The 23,644-nt window shown below is 44.9% G+C and carries 14 protein-coding genes, 2 tRNA genes and 3 rRNA genes (1 of these 19 running past the window's edge); 1 reads left to right on the top strand and 18 read right to left on the bottom strand.

Annotated features, from left to right (window positions below):
• Positions 1–205 precede the first annotated feature (205 nt).
• The 13 genes from ACUJFK_RS09835 to ACUJFK_RS09775 all read right to left on the bottom strand — a co-directional run bounded on the left by ACUJFK_RS09835 (position 206) and on the right by ACUJFK_RS09775 (position 18,283).
• Complete coding sequence (locus ACUJFK_RS09835; protein WP_226751689.1) at positions 206–2,515, bottom strand: efflux RND transporter permease subunit; 2,310 nt, start codon at positions 2,513–2,515, stop codon at positions 206–208.
• Between the two features lie 7 nt (positions 2,516–2,522).
• Positions 2,523–3,536 carry a WD40/YVTN/BNR-like repeat-containing protein gene (locus ACUJFK_RS09830; protein WP_226751673.1) on the bottom strand — a complete coding sequence of 338 codons (1,014 nt, stop codon included), beginning with the start codon at positions 3,534–3,536 and terminating at the stop codon, positions 2,523–2,525.
• A gap of 148 nt (positions 3,537–3,684) precedes the next feature.
• Positions 3,685–5,049, bottom strand: a complete 1,365-nt coding sequence (locus ACUJFK_RS09825; RefSeq protein ID WP_306178753.1) for a DUF1329 domain-containing protein — start codon at positions 5,047–5,049, stop codon at positions 3,685–3,687.
• 13 nt (positions 5,050–5,062) lie between these two features.
• Complete coding sequence (locus tag ACUJFK_RS09820; RefSeq protein ID WP_445424714.1) at positions 5,063–7,138, bottom strand: DUF1302 domain-containing protein; 2,076 nt, start codon at positions 7,136–7,138, stop codon at positions 5,063–5,065.
• A 319-nt stretch (positions 7,139–7,457) separates the two neighbouring features.
• Positions 7,458–7,682, bottom strand: a complete 225-nt coding sequence (locus ACUJFK_RS09815) for a DUF2835 family protein (RefSeq protein WP_306178743.1) — start codon at positions 7,680–7,682, stop codon at positions 7,458–7,460.
• On the bottom strand, positions 7,679–10,258 hold the full coding sequence (gene pepN / locus ACUJFK_RS09810) for an aminopeptidase N (RefSeq protein WP_445424713.1): 2,580 nt from the start codon (positions 10,256–10,258) through the stop codon (positions 7,679–7,681). The genes ACUJFK_RS09815 and pepN overlap by 4 nt, the downstream gene beginning before the upstream one ends.
• A gap of 241 nt (positions 10,259–10,499) precedes the next feature.
• Entirely contained in the window at positions 10,500–11,969 is a 1,470-nt protein-coding gene (gene nhaC, locus ACUJFK_RS09805) for a Na+/H+ antiporter NhaC (protein WP_445424712.1), read from the bottom strand.
• 88 nt (positions 11,970–12,057) lie between these two features.
• Positions 12,058–14,079, bottom strand: coding sequence for a carboxy terminal-processing peptidase (gene prc, locus ACUJFK_RS09800; RefSeq protein ID WP_445424711.1), 2,022 nt, complete (start codon positions 14,077–14,079; stop codon positions 12,058–12,060).
• Positions 14,080–14,096: 17 nt separating this feature from the next.
• Complete coding sequence (gene proQ / locus ACUJFK_RS09795; protein WP_445424710.1) at positions 14,097–14,828, bottom strand: RNA chaperone ProQ; 732 nt, start codon at positions 14,826–14,828, stop codon at positions 14,097–14,099.
• 7 nt (positions 14,829–14,835) lie between these two features.
• On the bottom strand, positions 14,836–15,150 hold the full coding sequence (locus ACUJFK_RS09790) for a hypothetical protein (protein ID WP_226751680.1): 315 nt from the start codon (positions 15,148–15,150) through the stop codon (positions 14,836–14,838).
• Entirely contained in the window at positions 15,150–15,620 is a 471-nt protein-coding gene (locus tag ACUJFK_RS09785) for a GAF domain-containing protein (protein ID WP_226751681.1), read from the bottom strand. Before ACUJFK_RS09785 ends, ACUJFK_RS09790 begins: the two co-directional genes overlap by 1 nt.
• A gap of 150 nt (positions 15,621–15,770) precedes the next feature.
• On the bottom strand, positions 15,771–17,597 hold the full coding sequence (locus tag ACUJFK_RS09780; protein WP_255654616.1) for a protein kinase domain-containing protein: 1,827 nt from the start codon (positions 17,595–17,597) through the stop codon (positions 15,771–15,773).
• The gene (locus tag ACUJFK_RS09775) at positions 17,597–18,283 is read right to left on the bottom strand and encodes a DUF4919 domain-containing protein (RefSeq protein WP_445424709.1); all 687 of its coding nucleotides are present in this window, start codon (positions 18,281–18,283) and stop codon (positions 17,597–17,599) included. The genes ACUJFK_RS09780 and ACUJFK_RS09775 overlap by 1 nt, the downstream gene beginning before the upstream one ends.
• A 305-nt stretch (positions 18,284–18,588) precedes the next feature.
• On the opposite strand from ACUJFK_RS09775, the gene ACUJFK_RS09770 reads away from it, so the two are divergent.
• A complete protein-coding gene (locus ACUJFK_RS09770) occupies positions 18,589–19,077 on the top strand; it encodes a fasciclin domain-containing protein (protein WP_226751684.1) in 489 nt (162 codons plus the stop codon).
• Between the two features lie 970 nt (positions 19,078–20,047).
• Here the strand turns inward: ACUJFK_RS09770 and rrf are convergent.
• From rrf to ACUJFK_RS09745, 5 genes are all read right to left on the bottom strand, one after another.
• A 5S ribosomal RNA gene (rrf, locus tag ACUJFK_RS09765) occupies positions 20,048–20,162 on the bottom strand.
• A gap of 153 nt (positions 20,163–20,315) precedes the next feature.
• Positions 20,316–23,200 (bottom strand): 23S ribosomal RNA (locus ACUJFK_RS09760).
• A gap of 190 nt (positions 23,201–23,390) precedes the next feature.
• Positions 23,391–23,466, bottom strand: a tRNA-Ala gene (locus ACUJFK_RS09755).
• Positions 23,467–23,470: 4 nt separating this feature from the next.
• Positions 23,471–23,547, bottom strand: a tRNA-Ile gene (locus tag ACUJFK_RS09750).
• A 96-nt stretch (positions 23,548–23,643) separates the two neighbouring features.
• A 16S ribosomal RNA gene (locus ACUJFK_RS09745) occupies position 23,644 on the bottom strand; it runs 1,536 nt beyond the window's last position.
• The 16S, 23S and 5S rRNA genes sit together here with 2 tRNA genes alongside, the layout of an rRNA operon.

Below are 23,644 nucleotides of genomic sequence, written 5' to 3'. Positions count from 1 at the left end.
AAAATTATAAGGGATGGTGCAGGTGCAGTGTAGTAATTATTGTAGCGCTTTTGAAGTGATATTTCTGGCTTTTATGCTGGTTAAACCAGTGTTTAGCCTGAAGATTTGGTTGATTATTCAAGCACCCTAAATAGAAAATGGCCTTACGGCCATTTTCTCATTGCATCACTGCATAAATATGTCAAAACGCGTTAAGCGCAATCGCTTAGTTTTTGCGCCAAAAGAAGCTCGCCAGTGCCGGTAAAACCACAATAGCGCCGAGCATATTGACAATAAACATGAAGGTTAACAGGATCCCCATATCTACCTGGAACTTCAGTGCTGAAAACACCCAGGTGCTTACACCAATCGCTAAGGTGATACCTGTAAACAAGACTGCGCTGCCCCGCTCTTTTAAGGCTTCAAAATAAGCTTGGCGCAGTGGCATACCTTCACGCAACTGCTGGCTCATTGTTGATAAAATATAAATGCCGTAATCAACACCAATACCCACACCCAGCGCAATCACTGGCAACGTTGATACGGTTAAACCGATTTCCAGTTTCGTCATTAACGCGGTCGCTAACACGGATACGACATACAGCGGGATAATCACGGCAGCCGTTGCCCGAACAGAGCGGAAACTCAGTAAACACAATACGATGACCGCAGCATAGACATACCACATCATCGGTTGTTGCGCATCGCTCACCGCCTCATTGGTGGCGGCCATCACTCCTGCAGGGCCTGTCGCTAACGCAAACCGCGTTTGCTCATCACCTAATTCTGCACCGTATTGCTTCACCGCAGCAACAACACGCTCGATGGTTTCAGCTTTGTGATCTTCTAAAAACAACATCACTGGCATCACCGAACAATCGGCGTTAAGTAAACCCGTGCTGGTTTCAACGCGCGAAGACGCTTGCACCAAACTTTGTGTGTTACGGGGTAAAACTCGCCATTTCGCATTACCTTCGTTGTAGGCTGCGTTAATCACTTTTGATACCGACGGCAAAGAAACGGCTGACTGCACCCCAGGTACGTTTTCCATTAACCAGTGAAATTGATCGATCCGATCCATTATTTCATGGTGAGTGCAAGCACTTGGAATGGTTTCAACCATCACATTGATATAATCCACCGAAATTGCAAAACGGTCGGTGATCATAAAGGTATCTTGGTTATAACGAGAGTCTTCATGTAAAGCCGGGGCACCGGCATGCAGATCACCGATTTTTAACTGCTGGCTTTGCCAATGGCCATAAGCAAATAACAAGGCCGTAGCGAGTAAAATGACCGTTGCATAAGGCCGAGTTGCGAAGGCCGATAAGGCCATCCATACTTTTTCCGCACGCAGATTAGGCGCAGCTACTTTTTGCTTGTACTTATCGCTAAAGCGCACAAACGACATTAACACCGGTAACAACACCAAGTTAGTCAGGATGATCACAGCAACACCTAAACTGGCTGTGATAGCAAGCTCACGGATCACGCCAATTTCGATAATTAATAGCGTTAAGAAACCCACCGTATCCGATAACAGCGCCACACCACCTGGTACTAACAATTTGCGGAAGCTGGCTTGGGCGGCCGTTTTTGCATTCATGCCGCTAGCAACCCGTTTACCGGTGGAGTTAATCATTTGCACACCATGACTTACACCAATGGCAAAGACTAAAAACGGTACCAGTATCGACATCGGATCGATACCAAAACCCAGTACCGTTAATAAACCAATTTGCCAAACCACCGCAATTAATGAACAAGCAATGGGCAATACCGTAAGCATTAACGAGCCGGAGAACAAAAATACCATGATGGAAGTGATTACAATCGCAACGCCAAAGAACGCCACGACACCCTTAGCACCTTCAGCCACATCGCCAACCATTTTGGCAAAACCAATAATATGCACACTGATTTGCTCAGATTGATATTTTGCCCGAATGTCGTTTTCTAACGTCGAGGCAAAAGCAATGGTATCGACGGGTAAGTTGGTTTCTGGATCCAACTCTAATAACGAAGCGGTGATCATGGCACAGCTGTAATCGTCAGCAACCATCCGGCCAACCACACCCGCTTTTTCGGTATTTTCTTTTACTTTGGCAAGACCACGCGCGTCAGCCGTAAAATTAGCCGGGATCACTGGGCCACCAGCAAAACCATCTTCTACCACTTCAATAAAACGCGTACTAGGACTGAACAGAGATTTAACTAATACCCGCTCAATACCGGGTGTATACACCACATCATCGTGGGCACGACGAAAGCTATCAAAAAAATTGGCATTGAAAATATCACCACTGGCATCGCACATGGCGATCAGAATGTTATTTGCACCACCAAAATCCGCTTCATGCTTCAGATAGGTTTGCATGTATTCATGCTTTAAGGGGATGTTCTTACTAAAAGCGGCATCCAATTTAATGTCTGTTGCTTTAAACAACAGCAATAACGTGGTGAGTGCAAAAAGCACAATCACGATCAGCCGATGCCGAAACAAGCCAATTTCAATTTTATTTACCAGCCAATTCATACTCATATTATTCAGACTTACTTAATGGTGTTAATTTAATGCCTACCTCAGTGACCAGTAACAACTGCTCACCTAGGGCGACACCATTTAAAATAGCGCGACCATCGGCTTGTGACATATCTTGAAAACTTTGACCGTTATCTTCGCTTCGCAGCAGTGCGCCAGCATTACCAGTAATAAACAGTCGACCTGCTGAATCAGCAAAAAGACTGTTGAGGGTAGCAGACACCGGCAAATCAATTTGCTGCCAACTATCGCCATCATCCTCACTTAAAAAAACGTGACCGCGTAAACCCGCAGTCACAATACTGCCCTGTTCGGTGCGATGCACAGCAAACAAGGAGCCATTGTAAAATTCTTCTAAACGCTGCCAACTAGCGCCGGCGTCGTCACTTTTGGCCATAAAACCCGCTTCGCCCACCATGATGATTTGCTGATCGTTGACAATTAACCGATTAAAATGTGGCAACACCGACTCGCGTTCTAATAAATACATTTCAGGATCGGTTTCTTCTAAATCAGCTAAATATTCAGCGTCATCTGCTGAGACTAAGGTTTTGTGGAAGGTCGGTTGCCAAGACACTCCACCATCAGACGTCGTAAAAAACAGACCGTATGCGCCAATAGCCAAGCCTTGTTGCCGATTGAAAAAATAAATATCCATCAAAGGCTTATCTTGTTCTGGCAGGAATTGCTGCAGTTGCCAGTTTTTGCCACCATCTTGAGTATGTAAAATGGTCGCGTCGTGCCCAACCGCCCAGCCATACTGATCGTCTGTAAAATAGACCGAAGTAAGTAATGATTGAACAGGCACAGTAGCTTGTTGCCAGTTTTTGGCATCATTGCTCAGCAATATGTGACCACGTTGACCCACAGCAGCAAAACCTTGCTGCCCGACCTTAACCACATCAGTTAAGAGCGATTGGCTTGCCAACGGCATCATATAAGCCGCTTTAGGCGACATTTCGGTGTTTTCGTCTGCATCGCTGGCGTGTGCATAAGCACCCTGAACCAGGAACATCACGGCCAGACATCCGGTAAAAATTTTGTTATACATGAGCTGAGTTCACTCTGCTTAGCGCGTCAGTTAATTAAAATATAGCAGTGAATGACACTTGTCTTGTTAAAAAAAAGGCTGGCTACTAGCCAGCCTTGTTTCGAACTAAGTGTTATCGAGTACCTTCACGACGCAGCGAAGCTGGTGTGAAATCATTATCAGACAGGGTTACCGAGAAATCATACATCTTGTCTTCGTTATCTAAACCGATAGCGATATAACGACGAGAGTTCAAATCGTGATACACCTCTAAAGTACTCCAGTGCGTTGGCACTTCGTAGTAGTTCAAGCCATGAGCAACAGCAACACGATACAAATCACCACGGTTGTCATATAAATCCGCTACATGGATCTGCCAGCTGTCTTCATCAATAAAGAATACTCGCTTACCATAAACATGACGGGTACCTTCTTTTAAGGTTGCTTCAACCACCCACACACGGTGCTTTTCATAACGCACATGTTCTGGATTAATATGACCGGCTTGCAAAATATCGTCATACTTAAGGGTGTTGCTATGCAGTTTGTAATCGTTGTAGGCAATAAACATTTCCTGTTTGCCTTTTAACGTCCACTCATAACGATCTGGAGAACCGTTGAACATATCGAAATCGTCCGTGGTACGCAGACCATCTGACGCAGTACCTGGTGCATCATAAGCCACGTTTGGTGCGCGACGAACACGACGCTGACCGGTGTTATAAGTCCATGCTTGGCGCGGTGTTGCCACCTGGTCCATGGTTTCGTGCACCAACAACGCTGTACCCGCTAAACGCGCAGGTGAGTTTACGCTTTGTTTAAAGCGGAACAGGATGTTTTCCGCTTCTAATGCAGCCGGCGTCGCATCAGGATGTGAATACTTGAACATGATTTCTTCGTCAAAACCAATGATCGTGAAAGTACCATTCGACGTCGGTGCAGCTTGGCCACCATTACGAGAGGCGGCTACACCACGGTAACGTACAATGTGGTTCCAAACCGCCTCAACACCGTTAGATGGCACAGGGAACGGAATACCAATAGCGGCATTGCGTAAACCATTGCCCCCCTGCACTAACTCAGCACTACCAGCAATTTGTTTAGTTGCATCATAAAAGTACTGTGGAAAAGACGCACTACGGCGTGTTGGGTAGATATTCATTTTGAATGTATCAGGATACAAATCAAATAAAGCAATTTGGCCAGGGCTTAGAAACTGACGATATTGCTCAAGATTCGCTTTGCTGATAGTAAATAACACTTTGTCATCAGCAAATGGGTTTGGATGGTGATTACCCGGGGTAAAACCCGCTGGAGCAGATTTAATACCACCAGTCCATTCCGGAATAGAACCATCGGCATTGCCCGCGCGTTCTGCGCCAATTGGCGTAAGATCTTGACCTAAACGGGCAACTTGATCAGCCGGTAATTTAGCCAGTGCATTACAGCTGAACACTAACGCTACAGCTGAAGCTAACAGGGTGAGTTTTTTCATAATTCGTGCTCGTCCCTTAAATAGAGTATTTAATATTGAATGAAATAAAATCGCGATCTGCAATGTTGTTTGTTGTACCAACACCATCCCAGAACCAGTTGTAACTGAGTTCACCAGACCATTTACTCAAATAATCGAAAGACAAGGCATAAGATGCCGACTTACGATCTTCAACAAACATAAACAGTGGGTCAGGTGTAATACCATTCACGTCATGTGATAACACTAAACGTTGAGATAAGTTCACCCCAGCAAACACGTTATTGTAATCAGCTTTTGCTAAGATCCGGTAACCCCAGGCTGACGCAGTTGGGAACGGGTTTGTTTCAGCACCATTTGATAAGCCAGTATGCAAACCATCTGACACGCCATTAGCACCAATTAACGGGCCACCGCTACGATCGGTGCTGGGCCCGTTTAAGCGCAATACGTCTTGGCTTGGCATATTGTTGATTCTGACACCACCGACTTCAGCCAACATCGTAAAGTTATCAGCACCTAACATTGGGCCAAACAAATGGGTTAAGGTGACTTGAGCTTGTGCGGTATCACGTAGGATATAACCTTGCGCATAGTTACCTGGTGTGGCTTTTACGCCAATGTCACGACCTAACTGAGAAATACCCGCTAAATCAGGACGTAAACCTGCATTGGCTAACTGCTCTGGCATACCCGCGTATAAAATCTCCACGTCATCAATTTGTAGAGGATCATCTTGACGGTAAGAAATCTCACCCGCTACAGAGGTGGTACCTAAGTTAGTGTTAAAACTAAAACCGTACAATTTGATATCTTCAGGGTATTCTAAGATGCCTTTAGAGAACGCTTGTAGATTTTGTACATTGCTGGCATCTAAGTTACCTGCGTTTTGTACCAAGTAACCAATATCAGCTTGAATAGCCGCTGAGCCAAAGTTAGAAGCAACACCGGATATAACAGGTACACGACTATGGTAGTTCATATAATACAGTGCAAATTCGGTATCACCCAAGCTAGGTGCAAAATATTCAAATTTAATACCGTACTGACCGCCATTTTCAGGCGTTAACTCACCCGCAGAGCCCGCTGGACGTAACGCCACTTTTGTTGGGTAGGCTAAGTATAATTGCGCTGCTTGCGCTGCACTGACTTGACCTGCGGCAACTGCAGCACCTAAACCATTTAAGTTTTGTAGCAAGAACGCCAGATCGATATCAGGGTTACCAGCAAAACCTAGCTGAATGTTTTGTGCATAACCACCACGACCAGCAAAGTCATTGGTTGAAAAATAAGTGCCTGGAGGCGGTAAATAACTTTCTTGCCAATCGTATTGATAGAACATTTCTGTCGACAGGTTTTCAGTTAAACCTATCGATACAGTAAACATACCCGTTGGAATAAAGGCTTCTTTTAAATCGGCGCCCGGTGCACGTAAAATACCTACGTCAACGGGTGTAATGTTTATACCGTGTGGAATGAAAGTACTTTCACCCCAGCTTAGTACTTGATTACCTAAACGCACGGTCACCGGCGTCATACCGTCATTGAAAGAAAAGTTGCCATAGATGTATGCATCTAATAAGCGAATATCTTTACAGGCTAACTCGCTTGAACGATCGTCAGCGCATGGGTCAACACTAGCACCACTTAACGGATTGCTATAAGCAAAGTTACCGTTGTTCAGTGCAGTGTCGTAAAAATACATAAACCGGCCAAAAAAGCCGATGTTATCTTTAGTGATGGAAACTTCGTGTAAGCCTTTAAATAAGCTACTGAACATATCACCACGATCAAAATTCAAATTACCCGCATCACCGTTGCTTGAATAAGCACCTGGTTGAGCCCAGATATCAGCAGAGGGGTAAATCACGTTAGTGGCCGCGTTATAGCCTGTCCAATCAAAACGTGGATGGTTTACTTTCGCAATGGTATCCCAGTTGCGTTCTTCAGTACGCCAGCTGGCACCGTAAGAGAAAGTTGAATCGAAAACGATATCAACATCACCTAAGCTAAAGGATGCTGCCTGTGCAGGTGCATAGGCGAGCATGAGCAGCGCGGCAGTGACACCCGCAGCTAATGGGCTTTTTGCAAAGCGGTTGGGACTTTTTAACATGTTGTTGTCTCCCCCCTGTCTAACAGGTTATGGTCTGTTCTTTTAGTTGTGATCTGTTTCTTATGCCCAAGCATAAGCAGACTCTTTCACTAAAATAATTACATCATTTTTGGGCGTTAGCAAGGCTTGCTACAGCGTAAATCTATTGATTTACATTCATTTTTTCGTTTTTTAGCCAATATGGCATGCGATTTGGTCAGACCACAGTTTAACCCATCAGGACAGACCAGAGACCAAAATCACCAAAGTATTGATTAATATAGAAATAACACAAATCGAATTAAGAATATTCAGCAAGCTATCGTTTGAAGTTATTACTCTAATTAATTTTCTCTAAGCTAAAGAAATCTCCGTTGTTGGTCAAGGTTAATCGAAATCGTCCTCGGATCCCCAATTGACTAATAAAAGGTTTAAAGTGCTTAAAAGCCAATTGGATACGTTCGCCACTGTCTGCAGTAACAATAACATAGCGTATTTCACCGCGGTAAAACTGCTGACACTTCTCAGTTGAAATAAAACCGGAGAACAGGTACTGGCGATTCATGGCAAGCTTTTGCTGACTTTTTCAAAGACATCATCCGATAAACCAGGCTGGGCCAACAATGCCGATAGCATGGCAATTAATTGCTGCTGTCGTGCTTTATCATAACGTCGCCAAGACAATAATGGCGTCAATAAACGCGCGGCTAATTGTGGATTGACCGGATCTAATTTACTGACAACATCGGCTAGTAACTGATACCCCTTGCCATCTGCCCGATGGAATTGTTGCGGATTACGCTGTGAAAAGGCACTGTATAATGCGCGGATGCGATTTGGGTTTTTCCAACTAAACCAACTGCGCTCGGTAACTTGCTGCATCTTACTAAAAACATCATCACTTAGCGTAACGGCGACCAAGTTACTGTATTTATCCATAACTTGGACATTGGCATGATACTGTTGCGCAAATTGCTCTAACAACTGCGCTGCGCTTGGCAAAGCCGCCGCTTGTGCCGATTGCAACGCGGCTAAACGATCGGTCATATTATCAGCCTGCTGATAATGCTGCGCCACCCAATTCTCCCCCTCTGTAGTCAAGGCTAAATAACCTAAACAGCGCCGCTTTAAAGCACGCTTTGCTACCGCCTGCTCACTGTATTGATAAGGCTCGCGAGTGATTTGCTGATAACAAGCAGCAAAGTCGGCCTGTAAACTTTTCGCTATCTGCTGCTGCAGCAAGGTGAGACATTGCAATAAGGCTGCTACCGGGATCTCATGATATTGCCCTGCCAAAGTATCAAAATCAGGCAATGTTAATAGCTCTGCCGTTAAAGCCAGATCGGTTAACGGCTGTAGCAACCAGCCACGAAATACCGCGATTAATTCAGCTGATAACACGGGTGTTTGCTGCTGTTTTATCGCTTCAGCAATTAATAACGACCAATATTGTTGCATCGCATCCCAACGCGCTAAACCATTACTGGCGCTGCTGGCAATCATTAATAAATCGGTTGCTTGATAACTAGTATGTAATTTTACCGGTGCTGAAAAATCTTCTAACCACACCACTAACGGTTGTTGAGGTATTTGATCTAATTTAAACTGTTGTTGCTGCTCAGACAGGAGTAATAGCTCAGCCCGAGCGGGAGTACCATCTTGATAGAGCAATTCGATCCGTACCGGGATCAGTAAAGGCAATTTCTCTGCCTGCTCAGCACTGGCAGGAGTAAATTGGCTAATATCTAACGTTAATTGCTGGTTTGTTGCATCATATTGCTGTTTTACCGTAAGCTCAGGTGTGCCGGACTGATTATACCAACGCCGAAACTGCGTTAAATCAATACCACTGGCATCTTGCATTGCTTGAACAAAATCATCGCAGGTAACCGCCTGGCCATCATGGCGTTGCAAATACAGCTTTAAACCTGCACTGAAGCCTGCTTTACCTAAAATGGTTTGCAACATGCGGATCACTTCGGCGCTTTTGTCGTACACCGTTACCGTATAGAAATTGTTCATCTCGATCACTTGCTCAGGTCGGATCGGATGCGCCATTGGGCTGGCATCTTCGGCGAACTGGGCGGTGCGCATAACTTTAACGGCATCAATTCGATTGAGGGTGGGTGAGCCCATATCTGCACTGAATTCTTGATCGCGAAAAACCGTTAAACCTTCTTTCAAACTTAACTGAAACCAATCACGGCAGGTCACGCGATTGCCCGTCCAGTTATGAAAATATTCATGGCCAATAATAGATTCAATATTAAAATAATCTAAATCTGTAGCTGACTGCGCATCCGCTAAAACAAATTTACTATTAAAAACATTTAAGCCTTTATTTTCCATCGCGCCCATATTAAAAAAATCAACAGCGACAACCATGTAGCGATCTAAATCATATTCCAAACCAAAGCGTGTTTCATCCCAGCGCATCGCCCGCTTTAGTGAAGCCATAGCAAACTCAGTTCGTGGTAAATCGCCCTTCTGCACATAACACTCAAGCAGCACTGAACGCCCTGAAGCGGTAACAAAGTTATCGCTAAGACAATCAAAATCTCCCGCGACTAAAGCAAATAAATAAGCGGGTTTGGGAAAGGGATCTTCCCAACGCACTACACGACGACCATCAGATAAGGTTTGCTCACTGATTTTATTACCATTCGATAATAAAAACAGTAATGCCTGATTATCGGTGATGATGGTGGTGCTAAATATCGCTAGGACATCAGGGCGATCGGGATAATAAGTAATACGCCGAAAACCTTCCGCTTCGCACTGGGTGCAATACACACCATCGGCTAAGTATAAGCCCTCTAAAGCGGTATTTTGCGCTGGGTTAATTAGCGTAACAATTTCTAATTCACCCTCATCAGGGGCATTGCTTAACGTTAAACTATCAGCGGTAAGTTCGTACTGGGCAGCAGTTAAAGTTTCACCGTTTAACGTGATGCTCTCTAAAATTAATTGTTGACCATCTAACACCATTTTACCTGGCATATTACGCTTAAAACGCAATATAGACGTCACCCGAGTTGCCGTGGCAGCTAGTTCAAAGGTTAAATCAATGGTACGAATAGTAAAACAAGGAGGTTGATAGTCTGCAAGCCGTTTGGGTTGACGATGTAAAGTGTCGTTCATAAAAAATCCTGTGTTGAAGTCGCTGTTCAATAACAAAAACCTAAACAAGATCTGATGCGGCTAACTCAGTCGGGCGGCTTTTCGCCTTTTTCCTAAAATCGTTACTTATCACCACAAACCAGCCTGAGGCTAGATTATGGGATAAGTAAAACAAAGCCCTTATCGCCATAACGAGACGTTAGCATTAAGATCATCAGCTTCAGGCGTTTAAGCATCAGCGAAGATAGTAAATATAATGAATTTAATTTGCCAATACGCGTTCAACCACTGATTTAGGAGGCGTCAGTTTTAGGATTTTTATGCCCATGTAAGCATAAATTACGGCCAATATTGGGTTAATTAAATTAAAGAACGCATAAATAAAGTAATCCAGTGGGTTCACATTTAATACACCGTGCATATAAGCACCGCAGGTGTTCCATGGGATCAAGGGGCTGGTGATCGTGCCACCATCTTCTAGCGCTCGAGATAAATTTACGGGGGCCAAATTACGCCGTTGATATTCCTCTTTAAACATCCGCCCAGGCATCACAATCGAAATATATTGATCTGCCGTTAAAATATTGGTTGCTAAACAGGTGCCCATGGTACTGACTATCAATGAACCACTGCTGCGAGCTAACTTTAAGATGGCTTCAACAAACTTGCGTAGTAAACCGATGTGTTCAACCACAGCGCCAAACACCATAGCACTAAAAATTAACCAAATGGTATTGAGCATGCTGGCCATACCGCCGCCACTGAGTAAGTCATCCATACTTTCGTTACCGGTAGAGATAGAGAAGCCGGCGAATAAAGTTTGCCAAATGATTTTAAAAACAGCCACGGCGCGCGGTAAATCATCCGATGCTAAACGGCTCAGGAGATCATCTTGAAATAATACCGCCCACACACCGCCCAACAAGGCACCAATGAAGACGGTAGGAAATGCGGGGACTTTTTTGATCGCCATGACCAACAGCACTAATAACGGTACTAATGACCATAAACTAATATTGAATTGTTGCTGTAAGATGTTACTAATGTCAGTGATATGCTGGAAATCCGCAGAAACATCGCTGTTAAAGCCAATGATCACAAAGCCAAACAGCGCCAGAATAATACTCGGAATAGTCGTCCACAACATATGACGAATATGCTCAAAAAGATCGGCACCAGCCACCGCAGGAGCAAGGTTGGTCGTTTCACTTAAGGGCGAAATTTTATCGCCAAAATAGGCCCCTGACACAATAGCACCAGCCGCAATAGCGGGAGACAACCCTAAGCCACTTGCTACACCAATTAAGGCGACACCAATGGTAGCGGCCGTTGTCCAACTGCTGCCGATACTCATGGCAACGATGGCACACAGCAGGCAGCTGGCGGCATAAAACCAAGAAGGATTTAAAAGCTGCAAACCATAATAGATTAAAGTGGGAACCGTGCCCGATAATAACCAAGTACCAATTAACGCACCTACCGCCAATAAGATCAACACCGCGGCTAAGGACACCGAGATGCCTTTGACGATCGCTTGTTCGATGCTTTGCCAATGGTAACCGTTTTTCAAACCAATTAAGGACGCGACTGCTGCGGCAATGAATAACGCAATTTGATTGGGCCCGTATGAGGAATCATCTTTAAACAAATAAACCGAACAACCAAGTAACGTAATTAATACCACCATGGGTATTAACGCATCTAACATACTGGGGGATTTTGGCGCTGCCATCGTTATAAGGCCCTTTTATAATTATTATGGTGTCTTTTTTGTAACATAAAAGAAAGGCGGTAAAAACCGCCTTTGGCTAAATCATGTTTTATTTTTTAGCGACTTGGTTTAACTGTATCCAATCAACAGTAATATGCGCCGCCTCTTCTAAAAACGGATCCAATTTAGATAATAACTCTGGGGCATCATCTACTGAGGTCACCGCAGGTAACGCTAAACGTTTTAACCGTTCATTTGTACGCGCTAGCGCACGCGCTTCATCCGCTTCGCGTTTGGCGATACGCTCTGCTTTGTTCAACGACACACTTTTCTCATCTTTTTGCTGTTGATACTCGGCAATATCGGTTAGCAAATACTGAAATTCCGTTTCTTTGGCTAAGCGCTGTTGATGTTTTTGCTGCAAAATCGGCACTTGTTGCTGAATACCCGTAGACCCTTGATATTGCGCAGGCGCAATGGCATCCCAAGGTAAGGCATATTCTTCTTTGCTTTCACCCCACTCCGCTGGATCTATTGGCGATGGGAAGGTGATGTCAGGGATCACACCTTTGTGTTGCGTACTGCCGCCATTGATCCGATAAAACTTGGCCATAGTGTATTGCACGCTACCTAGTTGTTGCTCAAACATATCATAGATGCGACCAATACCACGATGCTGCTGCACCGTACCTTTACCAAAGGTTTGTTCACCTATAATAAGAGCACGGCCATAATCTTGTAACGCCGCGGCAAAAATTTCTGAAGCAGAAGCGCTATAACGATCGACCAATACGGTTAAGGCGCCGTCGTAATAAGATACGCCATCGCTGTCCCCATTTAAGCCAATTTTGCCATCACCATAACGGATTTGCACCACTGGGCCACGATCAATAAATAAACCGGTTAATAATGTGGCTTCTTGTAAAGAACCACCGCCATTACCACGTAAATCGATAATAAGCGCATCCACTTTTTGTTCATTGGCCTCTACCAGAAGCTTTTTCACATCTTCTGATAAATTGTTGTAAAAACCAGGAATGTTAATGACACCGATTTTACTTTGTAACTCGCTTAATTTAGGGGCCAGTATTTCAAATTTGGCTGCTCGATCTTCTAAACGAATTTTATCACGAACAATCTCAATCACTTGTGTTTGGCTGTTCGCTTCGCTGCCACCCAATACTTGTAAACGTACTTTACTGCCTTTGGGCCCTTTGATCAGATCGACCACATCATCTAACCGCCAGCCTACGACATCAACAAAGTCTTTCGCTTCCTGTGCGACACCGACAATACGATCCTTTGGCTTAATTTTCTGTGTTAAGTCAGCAGGACCACCGGGAACTAAGCTTTGAATGACGGTGTAATCCTCGTCTGCTCTTAATACCGCACCAATACCTTCTAGCTGTAAGTTCATTTCTTGTTGGAAACGTTCAGCATTACGAGGTGATAAATATGAGGTGTGCGCTTCTACAGCACGGGCAAAAGAGTTCATCACAATTTGAAACACATCTTCACTTTGTGTTTGTACTAAGCGTTTTTGCGTGTTTTTATAACGCTTAGTCAGGATCTCTTTCGCCTCATCAACGGTCTTACCGGTGAGTTTAAGATTTAACAAATCAAACTTGACGCGTTGACGCCATAACTCGTTCAATTCATTTAAATCGGCTGGCCAAGCAGCATCTTCACGATCGTAAACGTACTCATCGTTGACAGCAAAATCGTAATCTTGCGCTAACTGCGCTAACGCAAAGTCAAAACGCTCAAAACGGCGCTGTTGCGCCAAATTAAACATGTCAAAAGCAAACGTTAAATTGCCACGATTAATGCCATCATCAAATTGATTACGGTATTGCTCGAAATCAGCAATATCTGACGCCATCAGGTGATTGCGATAATAATCGAGATTTTTTAAATAGAGGTCAAAAATTCGTCCCGACAACGCATCATCCAATTGCACAGGCAAATAATGCGATCGCGTGAATGTTGCTGCAATGCGCTTACTCGCTGTGGCATGTTGAGCTGATTGGCTAATAACCGGTAGCGCACTACTGTCGAGTGGCTCAGGTGTTGCTGCTGTTACGCCTAAAGCTAAAAATAAACCAACCGTTATCAGGGATAATTTCTTCATAACACTCTCTATATTCGTCAAGCTTTGTACAAGCTATCCTGACGTGTTTTGATGATCATGCCAGAACCAAGTTGCACCGTTACATCCGGTAAATTCACTTCAGTTATCGTGGCGTGCATCGGTGACGAGCCTAATTTAACAAGCACTTTATCACCTGTCGCTAACTGCGTCGGTTCAACGGTTGTTAACGTGACGGCAACGGGCGCAACGTCAATTGTGGCTTTTACAGGTGTCGCTTTTGCTGGCACCTTCTGAGCCTTAGAGACGCGTTCTGCCATTTTGTTCGGTCTTTTTTTATCAACACCGGCAGCAACAGGTTTGGCGACGTTTTGCTTAGCACGTTGCTCTTGCATTTTAGCTTTACGCTTCTCAGCGGCTTTTTGTTTACTTTCAGCTAATAATTTTGCGGCATGCTCAGCTTGTTGTGCATCAATTTGCTCTGCAGCTTGACCGTCAAGGTCAACGCGACTAACGCCTTCTTTTACAGATTCAAGGTAACGCCAGCTTAAGGTATAAACTCTTAACGCTTGACGTAATTGGGTTTTACTCACTGGGCTATCTGCAGCAAGCCGTGCAGCTAAATCCTGAAAAATACCTACTTTCAGAGGTTTAACTTGTTGATCAGCAGCGAAACACAATGGGAATTCACTGACTAAATACGCCAGTACATCTTTCACATTGGCCAGTTTTGCATGTTCGGCAGTAGGTAGGTCTGTTGCTTCAACTAGCTCAGCAGGGGAATTTGTCATTCAGGATTCACTCTTCTTCATCATCTTGTTCAGCAAGCAGTTCTGCTATGCCTTCATCTATTTGTTGTTGGACAAAAGATAGCGCCCAACCAACCAACTCGTCTTGATCTACATCCAATAAAATAGTGTCTCCGCGCAATTGTTCCCACAATTGCGGCATCAAAAACGCTATTTCTACTGATGTTAGGGTGTCGGGTAAAGCATCCCAGACAGCGTGAGCAATAGCATTAAACTTATCTGCTACTAGCTCTTCTTCGCCATCCCAGTCACCGACTTCATCAACTTGCAGTAAATAATCCTGCACAGATAATAAATCTTTCATTAAACCTGAGCCAAACGTTGTTCAAAAATGTCGACTAACTGACCCAGATAATCTTCATCAATGTCATCAAAGCGGTTTAGCAAAGGGCTATCAATATCGAGTACCGCAATCACGATACCATTGTGCCGCACGGGTAAGACAATTTCTGAATTACTGGCAGCATCACAAGCGATATGACCCGGGAACTCGTGGACATCTGCCACCCGTTGAATAGCGCCTGTGGCCACACAGGTTCCACAAACACCTTTACCCACGGCAATGCGCACACAAGCCACTTGCCCTTGAAACGGGCCTAAAACTAATTCACCTTCGCGCATAATATAAAAGCCTGCCCAATTGAGATCGGGTAAGCCATTAAACAACAAGGCACTGAGATTAGCCATATTGGCGATCAGATCAGATTCGTGCTCTAACAAGCCACGTGCTTGCTCTAGCAATAAACGGTAATTGGCGCTTTTCTCGCTCGACATACTTCTTATCAAATTCAGGTTACACTAAAGGCCATACATTACTTGTTTTAAGCGTTAATTTAAACCTTTTTTAGCTTAAACCACGCAGCCAGAGCGCGACATTCAGCGCGGAAAGCTTGGTTTGCTGCTTATTTCAACAGCCTTGCCGTATTAAACGACAAAACTATATGGATTTGCCGGATACAAGCATTGTGGCGCTTGTGGTTGATGGCTAAAGCGTCGCGTATCTTTGTAAGGCAACTTCATAAAGCCACCGACGCCTTCACCACTGATTAAAGCAACTTTACTTAAAATACTTTGTAGTAAGGCATTAAACTCGCGTTCAGCGGTAGGATCGAGTAAGCGGTAATAGCTATGCACTTTCATATAAAGTGGCGCTACCTCAAAGATAATACAACCGGTATGTCGAATTAAGTTAAGCCGAGCAATATCATCCATAATCGCATCAGGCAACACCAATTGCTCATCCGGATCTTTACCATCTTCAAAGTAAGAATGTTGCTTGCTGGCCTCTTCTAAACTGATCACCGGGGCTAATTGATAAGGAATGACGCTATTCTCCGCCGGAATAAAAGGCAGCTGAGTCGACTCACGACTAATATGAATGGTGTTGCGGGCATTGAATAAACACGCTTTGAAGATACCAACTTTGCTGATCGCGCGCGCTAAAGTCACCACATTATTAACAGCTAATGCAAAGGCTCGCGCCAACTTATCATTGTACAAGTTTAAGCTACAATCGATATAAACCCCATTAGCTTGCCAGTGGATCGCAATACCGCCTACCACCGGATAACGGGCTAAACGGCTGACTGCCGCAATAAAGGCTTTTTCTGTCTCGCCCATACCTTCTAAATAATTTTTATAATATCGCTCGAGTTGCACATCATCGACATAGCCAATATCCTTATCTTCATTGTGCTCCCGCAAAAACGATTTACGTGAAGAGTAAACCACTGTGTCTAATTCACGCTGTTGATCGCTTACCCACACCGGTAACAAAGGATCATCATTAAACAATGGCAGCTCTGGTAACACTAAGCGCTGCAAACGGGCCATATGCTGTAAAAAATAGTCCCCTGCTTGTTCGCGTAATGTTAAATCATCGGACAACATACCATCGAGCATAGTGGCAAATTCGAGCGGTAAACCAAGACTTCTAGCCGGAATCGCTTTACGACCAAAGCGGCTAGGTTGGCCGGATGCTAAGGCATATAGCGTGCTGGCAACACCTTGCTCATCAAAACGCGGGCTAGATAACTGCCCCGCACGTTGCTCAGGCCCAGTGAAATATACATCCCCCATTCGAGCATTCGAATTCTGTAAGTCTGCCGACATCAGTTGCATCACATTATTGGATAAGTAATGTCCTTCATGATCAAGTTGTGCAAAAACGGATGAGCCCCAATCAATTAAGCTTACGAGGCCGCTTTCCTCATCAAACACCAAATTAGACGGTTTAACATCGCCATGGACAATCGGTAAGGCTTCACCGTCTTTTTGATTACGTCGTAAATGCCAGAGTAAATCGGCTAATTGTCCGGCAATAGAAATGATGAGTTTTACCGGTAAACGCCCATGTAATAAGCTATATTGCTCCAGATCGATACCGGGAGCCCGCCCCATCATTAAGATCCCCTGCTTTTTAATCACCTGATAAGTGACAAAAGGCGGCACTGCAGGATGATCGACCTGCGATAGCATAAAGGCTTCATCCGCTAAACGTTCTTGAATATGCTGCGGCAAATTGATCCGTGAGAATTTAAAAACATAAGGATGCTCATCAATACCAAAACCCGCAAAGGCAAAGCCATAAGCGCCCTTACCCAGTAAACTAATTTGTTGGTATCCCAGTTTCTCTAACTCATCAATACAAAGCGCCACCCAGTCTTTCAGCTTTTTCGCATCATTGGCATTTAACAGGTAAATAGACTGCTCTTCGGGGATATAAAAGTTACGTAGATTACGATCTTGCATCATAGCCCTGCCGTTGACTTGCTACGCAACATTTGTGCACTGATATCAAAATACCAAACAAACTCAGTACCATCTCTTGGATTCACAATCGTCATCACGTCATAAGGCGTGTCATCCTGCCAAAGCAACGCTTGTGCTTGAATATCAAAACCATGCATTTGGATAAAAGTATACAACTCAGTTGTACTGGTAGCTTGAAAAGCTGAAGCAGTACTTTTACCGTCGCCACTTTGCCAGATAGCCGCCATTAAGCTGTCTAACACCTCTTGATGATATTCGCCCTGTGTCTGTTGCTGACTTTCCAAATGACAAAGCATGGCACCGTAATGACCATTAAGGCTGATATAGTTTGTTTTTAAAATTTTGTCACTTTGTAACAAGCAATCTTGCCATTGCTGCTGTTTGATAGCATCAAACATTGCTGTCGATAACACGCGTTCCGTCATGGTATGAGGCTGGTAAAACGAAGTACTTATATAATGCTTACGTAACGTGGCTAATCTAGCGGGATCAGGGCCTTGCTCTATATCCGCAATTAAACTTTTATATTGCAAATTGGCTTGTGCCAAACGTTGCTGTTGCAGCGGATATGTGCTGACTTGACTACATCCCACGATTTGTAACATCAAAACAACCCATAAAGTTCTTGCTGCGCGACAAACTTGCATAAACATTGTTATAGCCATATTGGTGATCATTCGACAATAGTATGCAACTATTTGACTGGCAATTACTAGTCAACTCGTACCGACATAGCAAATGGATCAATTCATAAAACACGTTGCACAAGACTCACTTTGGCGATTTTTAAAGCAAAAATGCAGCAAAAAAAGGGCATATTATCAATCATGTTTGCATTAATGCTGCCAGCTACGTAATTAGTTAACATCTGGTTTCAGCAAAATTAAAAAATATAAATCTGATCCTTGCAACTGTCTACAGCGTTTCTATTGCGACTTTTATGTCTAACCTAAAGCTAAAAGGAAAAATTATGAAACTCTCACGTATGATCACAGGTTCGTTATTAGCAACATCATTATTTTTTGTCGCACAAGCGCACAACCATGGCATGAAAGCAGATATCGTTGATACTGCCGTTGCTGCTGGCAATTTCACCACTTTAGTCACTGCAGTAAAAGCGGCTGATCTTGTAGATACGTTAAAAAGCGAAGGCCCATTTACTGTATTCGCACCAAATGATGCCGCATTTGCCAAAATCCCTGCTGCAGATTTAAATGCGTTAGTCGCAAATAAAGAAGCGCTTACCAGCGTTTTAACTTACCACGTAGTCGCTGGCAAAGTGATGGCTGCTGATGTTGTAAAACTAACTAAAGCAACGACTGTACAAGGTCAAGATTTAGCCATTGAAGTAAAAGATGGCAAAGTTTATGTCAACGGCGCGCAAGTAATTGCTACAGACATTAAAACAAGCAATGGCGTGATCCACGTGTTAGACACTGTTGTCATGCCAAAAATGTAATTAATCCTTTCTTATCAAAAGCCCACTTTTTAGTGGGTTTTTTATTGTTTAGAATAGTGAATTAACCATGCAGCAAACAATATTTACGACTGCAAAAACACGCAAATGCGACTTAACTGATGCTTTTTCCAACAACTAGCCACAACTCAAGCCATACCTCGTGCAGCAACAACCACTGAGTTGCTAATGAAATGCTTTTTAACCACATAAAAGCACGGTTTTATCTCTTAAATTTTATAAGAAAGCCATTGTTAATACTGTGGCCATGCTTGGAAGCGTTTTGTCATTGATACTGCACGCGTGATTAGAGCGAACCCAGAGATTGGGCGGTACTGAACACACGTTCAGAAGGAAGGTGTATTAACGCTGAGTTTTGAGTTTTGAGTTTTGAGTTTTGAGTTTTGAGTTTTGAGTTTTGAGTTTTGAGTTTTGAGTTTTGAGCATGATGGTGACGTCCCGTTAAAAATTTGTCTAACGGCGTACTTCGTTACTCGGAACAATTCGAGCTAACTGCTTTAATTGCCTTTTACTATTCTTAAGTACCAAATCGCATGGCGACAAATTCCTCAGGAACGAATTTGGACTGCCGCAGGCAGGTCGCGAAGCGATGCAGGCCAAGGATGGCTTTGCTCAATGCCACCAGCGCCGCGAGGCGCTTCAACACAAAAAGGCTTACCCGTTAGGATAAGCCTTTTGCTTGAATGAGGTGCCTTCATGCCCTTCGCAGAGCTCAGGGCGTTCAGCCGGCGTCAAACCAAACTGTTGGCTTGTCGTCTCCCGGCCTCACTGTACTACTTTGCTCACCCCTTGCCTGGGGTTCGCCGCTGCGCGGCCAGCTAAAGCTGTCCAAAAACGTTCCAGACGTTTTTGTCGCATGGTATCGCCCTGCTCGAGCAGTACACCGCCTCAAGATATTTCAACCAATAAAAAAGCCCCACTCTTGCGAGTAGGGCTTTCTATTGAATGAGGTGCCTGGCGGTGTACTACTCTCGCATGGCGAATGCCACACTACCATCGTCGCAGCTGCGTTTCACTTCTGAGTTCGGAATGGAGTCAGGTGGTTCCACAGCGCTATTGCCACCAGGCAAAAACTTGTAGGGAACACGTTTTAACGCACTTTAGCGCGGCCCGTTAGGGTCAAATCCATGGAAGGATTTGATAAAAACGTGTTCCAATATTCGGCAATCTGATAAGTAAATTCACACTGTATTCTTTTCTTAAAACATCTTGGGCGTTGTATGGTTAAGCCTCTCGGGCAATTAGTATGAGTTAGCTTAACGTGTCACCACGCTTCCACACCTCACCTATCAACGTTGTGGTCTTCAACGACCCTTTAGTAGACTCGAAGTCTAAGGGATGACTCATCTTGTGGCCGGCTTCCCGCTTAGATGCTTTCAGCGGTTATCCGTTCCGAACGTAGCTACCGGGCAATGCCATTGGCATGACAACCCGAACACCAGCGGTTCGTTCACTCCGGTCCTCTCGTACTAGGAGCAACTCCACTCAATCATCCAACGCCCACGGCAGATAGGGACCGAACTGTCTCACGACGTTCTAAACCCAGCTCGCGTACCACTTTAAATGGCGAACAGCCATACCCTTGGGACCGACTTCAGCCCCAGGATGTGATGAGCCGACATCGAGGTGCCAAACACCGCCGTCGATATGAACTCTTGGGCGGTATCAGCCTGTTATCCCCGGAGTACCTTTTATCCGTTGAGCGATGGCCCTTCCATACAGAACCACCGGATCACTATGACCTACTTTCGTACCTGCTCGACGTGTCTGTCTCGCAGTTAAGCTGGCTTCTACCATTACACTAACCGTACGATGTCCGACCGTACTTAGCCAACCTTCGTGCTCCTCCGTTACTCTTTAGGAGGAGACCGCCCCAGTCAAACTACCCACCAGACACTGTCCGCAATCCCGATCCAGGGACCTACGTTAGAACATCAAACATACAAGGGTGGTATTTCAAGGACGGCTCCATCAGAACTAGCGTTCCAACTTCAAAGCCTCCCACCTATCCTACACATGTAGGGTCAATGTTCAGTGCCAAGCTATAGTAAAGGTTCACGGGGTCTTTCCGTCTAGCCGCGGGTATACGGCATCTTCACCGCAATTTCAATTTCACTGAGTCTCGGCTGGAGACAGCCTGGCCATCATTACACCATTCGTGCAGGTCGGAACTTACCCGACAAGGAATTTCGCTACCTTAGGACCGTTATAGTTACGGCCGCCGTTTACCGGGGCTTCGATCAAGAGCTTCGCTTGCGCTAACCCCATCAATTAACCTTCCGGCACCGGGCAGGTGTCACACCCTATACGTCCACTTACGTGTTTGCAGAGTGCTGTGTTTTTAATAAACAGTTGCAGCCAGCTGGTCACTGCGACTCTCCAATGCTTACACCGCAAGGGCTTCACATCAAAGAGCGTACCTTCTCCCGAAGTTACGGTACTATTTTGCCTAGTTCCTTCAGCCGAGTTCTCTCAAGCGCCTTGGTATGCTCTACCTGACCACCTGTGTCGGTTTAGGGTACGGTCACCAATACCTGAAGCTTAGAGGCTTTTCCTGGAAGCATAGCGTTAGCAACTTCATCACCTTAGTGACTCGTCTCGTGTCTCAGTCTTAAGAAACCGGATTTTCCTAGTCTCTCAACCTACACACTTTCACGCGGACTACCAACGCCGCGCTTGCCTAGCTTTCTCCGTCCCCCCATCGCAGTATTGGCCGGTACAGGAATATTAACCTGTTTCCCATCGACTACGCCTTTCAGCCTCGCCTTAGGAGCCGACTCACCCTACCCTGATTAGCATGGGATAGGAACCCTTGGTCTTTCGGCGGGGAAGTTTTTCACTCCCCTTATCGTTACTCATGTCAGCATTCGCACTTCTGATACCTCCAGCATCCTTCTCAAGACACCTTCACAGGCTTACAGAACGCTCCTCTACCACTTACACATAATGCAAGTCCGCAGCTTCGGTGAATGATTTTAGCCCCGTTACATCTTCCGCGCAGGCCGACTCGACTAGTGAGCTATTACGCTTTCTTTAAAGGGTGGCTGCTTCTAAGCCAACCTCCTAGCTGTCTATGCCTTCCCACATCGTTTTCCACTTAATCATTACTTTGGGACCTTAGCTGGCGGTCTGGGTTGTTTCCCTTTTCACGACGGACGTTAGCACCCGCCGTGTGTCTCCCGAGTAGTACTCATTGGTATTCGGAGTTTGCATGGGGTTGGTAAGTCGGGATGACCCCCTAGCCCAAACAGTGCTCTACCCCCAATGGTATTCGCTCGAGGCGCTACCTAAATAGCTTTCGAGGAGAACCAGATATCTCCGAGCTTGATTAGCCTTTCACTCCGATCCACAAGTCATCCCCTAATTTTTCAACATTAGTGGGTTCGGTCCTCCAGTTAGTGTTACCCAACCTTCAACCTGCTCATGGATAGATCGCCCGGTTTCGGGTCTACACCCTGCAACTATTCGCCCAGTTAAGACTCGGTTTCCCTACGGCTCCCCTATTCGGTTAACCTCGCTACAGAATGTAAGTCGCTGACCCATTATACAAAAGGTACGCAGTCACACCACGAAGGTGCTCCCACTGCTTGTACGTACACGGTTTCAGGTTCTATTTCACTCCCCTTACAGGGGTTCTTTTCGCCTTTCCCTCACGGTACTGGTTCACTATCGGTCAGTCAGGAGTATTTAGCCTTGGAGGATGGTCCCCCCATGTTCAAACAGGATACCACGTGTCCCGTCCTACTCGTTTTCACTATAAAAGCATTGTCGTGTACGGGGCTATCACCCTGTATCGCTACCCTTTCCAGAGTATTCCACTAACACCAATATAGCTTAAGGGCTACTCCGCGTTCGCTCGCCGCTACTAACGGAATCTCGGTTGATTTCTTTTCCTCGGGGTACTTAGATGTTTCAGTTCTCCCGGTTTGCCTCGCTACACTATGTATTCATGTAGCGATAGTGAGTAAACTCACTGGGTTTCCCCATTCGGATATCTACGGATATAATGCCTCTTACCGGCTCCCCGTAGCTTTTCGCAGGTTAGTACGTCCTTCATCGCCTCTGACTGCCAAGGCATCCACCGTGTACGCTTAGTCACTTAACCATACAACCCCAAAATGTCTTGAAGTGTACAGTGTGAATAAGGTATACAATTAAATGTAACCTTAGTTTTTTTACTTTTTACATCAGCTTGCCAAATTGTTAAAGAGCAGTTTTGAGATTAAACTCAAATATAAACACTTATATAATAAGCACTTATATTTGAATTCCTAGAGCCGGTTTAAAACCAGAAGTGGTGGAGTTAAGCGGGATCGAACCGCTGACCTCCTGCGTGCAAGGCAGGCGCTCTCCCAGCTGAGCTATAACCCCAATCTGGTTGGTCTGAGTAGACTCGAACTACCGACCTCACCCTTATCAGGGGTGCGCTCTAACCACCTGAGCTACAGACCAATTTTAACACGCTCAATTCCTCAAGCATGCAAAACCGTTTGCTCTATCTCATGCAATCAATCATCTGTGTGAACACTTATAAATCCGTTCTTTAGGT

This window comes from Alishewanella sp. HL-SH06, assembly GCF_052656265.1.
The sequence above is the reverse complement of the archived record's forward strand: the minus strand, read 5'-3'. Positions and strand labels throughout refer to the sequence as shown.

Excerpts from the sequence above, each read along its gene's own strand:
- ACUJFK_RS09775 (WP_445424709.1), bottom strand. The coding sequence starts at position 18,283 with ATGGCTATAACAATGTTTATGCAAGTTTGTCGCGCAGCAAGAACTTTA.
- ACUJFK_RS09790 (WP_226751680.1), bottom strand. The coding sequence starts at position 15,150 with ATGAAAGATTTATTATCTGTGCAGGATTATTTACTGCAAGTTGATGAA.
- ACUJFK_RS09780 (WP_255654616.1), bottom strand. The coding sequence starts at position 17,597 with ATGCAAGATCGTAATCTACGTAACTTTTATATCCCCGAAGAGCAGTCT.
- ACUJFK_RS09835 (WP_226751689.1), bottom strand. The coding sequence starts at position 2,515 with ATGAATTGGCTGGTAAATAAAATTGAAATTGGCTTGTTTCGGCATCGG.
- prc (WP_445424711.1), bottom strand. The coding sequence starts at position 14,079 with ATGAAGAAATTATCCCTGATAACGGTTGGTTTATTTTTAGCTTTAGGC.
- ACUJFK_RS09785 (WP_226751681.1), bottom strand. The coding sequence starts at position 15,620 with ATGTCGAGCGAGAAAAGCGCCAATTACCGTTTATTGCTAGAGCAAGCA.
- ACUJFK_RS09770 (WP_226751684.1), top strand. The coding sequence starts at position 18,589 with ATGAAACTCTCACGTATGATCACAGGTTCGTTATTAGCAACATCATTA.
- ACUJFK_RS09830 (WP_226751673.1), bottom strand. The coding sequence starts at position 3,536 with ATGTTCCTGGTTCAGGGTGCTTATGCACACGCCAGCGATGCAGACGAA.
- proQ (WP_445424710.1), bottom strand. The coding sequence starts at position 14,828 with ATGACAAATTCCCCTGCTGAGCTAGTTGAAGCAACAGACCTACCTACT.
- ACUJFK_RS09815 (WP_306178743.1), bottom strand. The coding sequence starts at position 7,682 with ATGAATCGCCAGTACCTGTTCTCCGGTTTTATTTCAACTGAGAAGTGT.
- nhaC (WP_445424712.1), bottom strand. The coding sequence starts at position 11,969 with ATGGCAGCGCCAAAATCCCCCAGTATGTTAGATGCGTTAATACCCATG.
- pepN (WP_445424713.1), bottom strand. The coding sequence starts at position 10,258 with ATGAACGACACTTTACATCGTCAACCCAAACGGCTTGCAGACTATCAA.
- ACUJFK_RS09820 (WP_445424714.1), bottom strand. The coding sequence starts at position 7,138 with ATGTTAAAAAGTCCCAACCGCTTTGCAAAAAGCCCATTAGCTGCGGGT.